The 4050-nt window shown below is 72.0% G+C and carries 5 protein-coding genes; 2 read left to right on the plus strand and 3 right to left on the minus strand.

The genetic code is table 11. The annotated features are described in order from the left end of the window. Positions 1 to 213: 213 nt before the first annotated feature. The 3 genes from ACWD4P_RS37935 to ACWD4P_RS37945 all read right to left on the minus strand — a co-directional run bounded on the left by ACWD4P_RS37935 (position 214) and on the right by ACWD4P_RS37945 (position 1319). Positions 214 to 588: a hypothetical protein gene (locus ACWD4P_RS37935; protein ID WP_359823628.1), complete on the minus strand. Its 375-nt coding sequence runs from the start codon at positions 586 to 588 to the stop codon at positions 214 to 216. Positions 589 to 701: 113 nt separating this feature from the next. Further along, positions 702 to 965, minus strand: coding sequence for a chaplin (locus ACWD4P_RS37940; protein ID WP_359823630.1), 264 nt, complete (start codon positions 963 to 965; stop codon positions 702 to 704). A gap of 111 nt (positions 966 to 1076) precedes the next feature. Next, the gene (locus ACWD4P_RS37945; RefSeq protein WP_359823632.1) at positions 1077 to 1319 is read right to left on the minus strand and encodes a chaplin; all 243 of its coding nucleotides are present in this window, start codon (positions 1317 to 1319) and stop codon (positions 1077 to 1079) included. Between the two features lie 493 nt (positions 1320 to 1812). Here ACWD4P_RS37945 and ACWD4P_RS37950 point away from each other — a divergent pair, with 493 nt between their 5' ends. Both ACWD4P_RS37950 and ACWD4P_RS37955 read left to right on the plus strand, forming a co-directional pair. After that, complete coding sequence (locus ACWD4P_RS37950) at positions 1813 to 2052, plus strand: chaplin (RefSeq protein ID WP_359823634.1); 240 nt, start codon at positions 1813 to 1815, stop codon at positions 2050 to 2052. A 246-nt stretch (positions 2053 to 2298) separates the two neighbouring features. Then, a complete protein-coding gene (locus tag ACWD4P_RS37955) occupies positions 2299 to 3972 on the plus strand; it encodes an RICIN domain-containing protein (protein WP_449782784.1) in 1674 nt (557 codons plus the stop codon). The last annotated feature ends 78 nt before the right edge of the window (positions 3973 to 4050 follow it).

The following is a 4050-nucleotide window of genomic DNA, read 5'->3' on the forward strand; positions in this document are numbered from 1 at the left end:
GCCTCGGCGGCGAGGACAGCCGGCTCTCGCTGACCGACACGGCGGGCGCCCTGGCCGACACCGCCACCACGACCACCACCACCGTGGTGGGGCAGACCGGCCTGACCGACCTCACCCGGCTCTGAGTCCGGCCCCGGTACGAGGGCCCGGCACCCCGGCCGCGCGGCGGGATGCCGGGCCCTCGTGCGCCCGGGCCCTCGTGGGCCCGGAGGGTCAGCCCGGGAGGAGGCCGGTCAGCCCGCCGACCAGCGGCAGGTCCTTGACGCCGCCGCCGGCGCTCAGCGGGCCGGTCAGCGTCCCGGTGCCGACCGCGGGCAGGCCCTGGTCCGGCTGGAGGGCCGCGCCGTTGTTGAGGAAGTCGGCCGAGGAGTTCGCCCACGGGTCCAGCCGCAGGCTCTTGATCGGCGCGATGCCGTAGCCGAGGCCGGTGGTCGTCCCGCCCAGGGCCTGACCGAGGTCGGTCTTGGTGAGGGTGGCCGGGCCGGCCGGAGCCTCGCCCTGGGCGGCGGCCTGCGCCGAACCGGCGCCGAACAGCACCGCGACACCCGCGGCGGCGGCCAGGGCGGCCGCGCTCTTCTTCGAAACCATCGTGATCACCCTTCGGTGGATCGGGAATCCCGGACGGCTGTCCGGGGACGCCGAACTGCCCCCCGGCCGGCTGGTCGGGGGGCAGTACGGCCGGAACACGTGCCGATCGGGGATCAGCAGTCGTCCGCGGGCGGCGCTTCCACGTTGGCGCAGGTGTTGCCGAACGCCGGGTTCAGCAGGCCGACCAGGTTGATGGAGTTGCCGCACAGGTTGACCGGCACGTGCACCGGAATCTGGATCTGGTTGCCGGAGATGACGCCGGGGGAGTTGGCGGCGACGCCCTCGGCGCCCGCGCTGGCGGCGGCGGAGCCCGCCGCGCCCAGCACCAGGCCTGCGGCGGCGGCGGAGAGGACGGCGGCCTTCTTGATGTTCTGCATGGGGGGTTGATCTCCTCGATCACACACGGGTGGAGCGCGCCGTGCCCCGGCACTGCGGGGCGCGGCACGGGCTCGGGTGAATCAGCTGTCGCCGGTGCGGCGAGAGCGGGTTCAGCCGGCGTTGACGCACTCGTTGCCGAACGCCGGGTTCAGCAGCGCGATGATGTCGATGGTGTTGCCGCACAGGTTGATCGGGATGTGGATCGGCACCTGGATCTGGTTCCCGGAGAGCACACCGGGCGAGCCGGCGGCGACGCCCTCGGCGCCCGAGCTGGCGACAGCACCGCCGGCGGCACCCAGCACCAGGCCGCTGGCGGCCAGGGACAGGATGGCGGCCTTCTTGAAGTTGCGCATGTCATTCCTCCGATTTCTGCCCGACGGAAGGGAAATGTCGGGAGTCGGGCGAGCACGAAATACTCACCCGCCGGCTTAAGGGATTGCCGTGATTGTCACTCGGTCGGCGCACGTCGGCGTGTTCCGCCCATGGCTCGGGCGCGGCCGCGGCTGCCGGGTCGCATTGCCTCGTGAATCGATTCCCGCACGGCCGGGAAAGGGTCCGGAAAGGCGCGACCAGGTGGAATTCCGGTCGGGCGGTCCGGCACGGGTTGCCGGACGCCGGGTTTGGGAGGCCCGCCGCGTGGGGGCCGTGGAGACCGGGTTCCGTGAGGGAGAACGAGGCACCGCGCACGGGGATACGGTCCGGTCCTCCGATCACCCGAATGCCCGGCCCGCGGCGCCGTTGCGCCGGACGGGTGACAGTGCGGGGAGCGTCGCAACCCGCCCCGCGGGGTCTCGTTCTAGATGTCGCACTCCCCGTGCATATCTGTCGATCAGTCAGGAGGCTCACATGAGCATCAAGAAGACCGCCGCCGTCGGCGCGGCCGTGGTGGGCATCGTGGCCACCGGCGCCGGTTCCGCGATGGCCAGCTCCGGCGCCCAGGGTGTCGCCGCCGGTTCCCCCGGTGTCGTCTCGGGCAACCAGATCCAGGTTCCGGTGCACGTTCCGGTGAACGTCTGCGGCAACACCATCGACATCATCGGCCTGCTGAACCCGGCGTTCGGCAACAAGTGCGCCAACGTGGGCTGAGCCCGCACTCCCGGTTCGGCCGGGACGAGCCGCCGTTCCGCACCTCCCTCCTGGGGTGCGGGGCGGCGGCTCTTCGCTGTGCCGGGAACCCGCCGACCGGTCGGGGCCGGGCCGTGTCAGGAGTCTTGTTGTGTTACTTGTCAGTTCCTAGAATGCGAGACCTGCTCACCTTTTCTGCTCCTCTCTTGCTCCGCGCCGCTCGGCTCCCCCGCTCGGGCGGTCCCCCACCCCCGCAAGGAGTCGCGTGTGACCAGGTCCCTCCCGTCGGCGGCACGGCGAACGCGCACCGGCGCGTCCCGGTGCGCCGCCCTGCTCGCCACCGGAGTCCTCCTCGCCACCCTCGGCCTGGCCGGTGCCCCCGCCGCCCTGGCCGACCCGGCCCCGGCCCCGGCCGCGGCCACCCGTCCGGCCGCGATCGTCGCACTCGGCGACAGCGCCATCTCCGGCGAGGGCGCCGGCACCGACACCAACGACGGCTACTTCCCGGAGACGGACAGCCCCACCAACTACTGCCACCGGCACCCCAAGTCGGAGATCTTCGTCACCGACATCCCCGGGGTCACCCCGATCGACCTCGCCTGCTCCGGCGCCCAGACCGGCGACCTGGTCAGCGACCCGGAGCTGGCCAAGATCACCGGCCCTGGCAGCGGCGACTTCGGCGAGCCCAAGCAGGACGTCAAACTGGCCGACACGGCGGCCAGGTACGACGTCAAGATGGTCGTCGTCACCATCGGCGCCAACGACGACTTCGACTTCAGCGGGATCATGATGCACTGCCTCGCGCAGTACTTCCCGATCCCCAAGGACCAGGGCTGCCGGGACACCATCGGCAGCGACGAGATCCGCCGGCGCGCCAAGGGCGTCCAGCCCAAGGTGGTCGCGGCGCTCCAGAACATCCGTCAGACCATGCGCCGGGCCGGCTACGCCGACTCCTCGTACCAGCTGGTCTACCAGTCGTACTTCAACCCGATCACCCCGGACATCCGGCGCAACGACTACCTCGGCAAGGTCGCCGACGGCTGCCCGGCCTTCCCCGAGGACCTCGCCTGGGGCCACAACTGGGTGGTGCCGACGCTCAGCGACGCGCTGCGCGGCGCGGCCGAGCAGGTGCCCGGCGTCCGCTACCTGGACCAGCGGCGGGTCGCCTTCGGGCACGAGGTCTGCGCGGAGTGGACGACCTCGCCGTACGAGTACACCAACGGGGACGTCATCAACCTCTCCGAGTGGGTGCGCAACGGCTGCGACTCGCAGATCGGCATCCCCGGGCTGTGCATGAACATGGTCCGGCAGTCGTACCACCTGCGGGTGGCCGGCTACCGCGGTGAGGGCGTCTGCCTCGGCCAGTTCTTCGCCCGGCCCGAGCTGGCGCAGGCGTACTGCACGCTCAACCAGCAGAACACCACCTCGATCCAGCCGCTGACGCCCGGACAGCCGTTCGACGACGCCCCCGAGGACGGCTCCTGGTACCAGCTGACCAACGCGGCCAGCGGCAACGTGCTCGACCTGACCGGCGGCGGCACCTACGGCGACTCCACCAACGGCCGGCCCGCGATCACCTATCCCGCCGGCGGCGGGCTCAACCAGTCCTTCGTCCTGGAGGCCAAGGCCGGCGGCAGCTACGAGCTCGACTTCAGCGGCAACCGGAACATGTGCCTGGACGCCAACGGCGCCTCCACCGCCCCCGGCACCCGGATCCAGCAGTGGGGCTGCACCGGCGGCGGCAACCAGCACTGGGTGTTCAAGCCGGCCGGCAACGGCCGCTACAAGGTCGCCGACTCCCAGGACCAGAGCAAGGTCCTGGCCGCCGGCAGCACCCTCGACGCCAAGGGCAACCCGTACGTCGAACTCGCCACCGACACCGGCGCCGCCAACCAGCTCTGGCAGCTCACCAAGCTCGGCATCGTCTACGTCCACGGCTGATCCGCCCCGCACGCGCTCCCAGGCCGCCGCCGCCCCACCCCGGCGGCGGCCGCCCCGTTCCCCGCCGGGAAACCCGGC

The sequence above is a fragment of the Kitasatospora sp. NPDC002543 genome, assembly GCF_053594915.1.

Excerpts from the sequence above, each read along its gene's own strand:
- ACWD4P_RS37935 (WP_359823628.1), bottom strand. The coding sequence starts at position 588 with ATGGTTTCGAAGAAGAGCGCGGCCGCCCTGGCCGCCGCCGCGGGTGTC.
- ACWD4P_RS37940 (WP_359823630.1), bottom strand. The coding sequence starts at position 965 with ATGCAGAACATCAAGAAGGCCGCCGTCCTCTCCGCCGCCGCCGCAGGC.
- ACWD4P_RS37945 (WP_359823632.1), bottom strand. The coding sequence starts at position 1,319 with ATGCGCAACTTCAAGAAGGCCGCCATCCTGTCCCTGGCCGCCAGCGGC.
- ACWD4P_RS37950 (WP_359823634.1), top strand. The coding sequence starts at position 1,813 with ATGAGCATCAAGAAGACCGCCGCCGTCGGCGCGGCCGTGGTGGGCATC.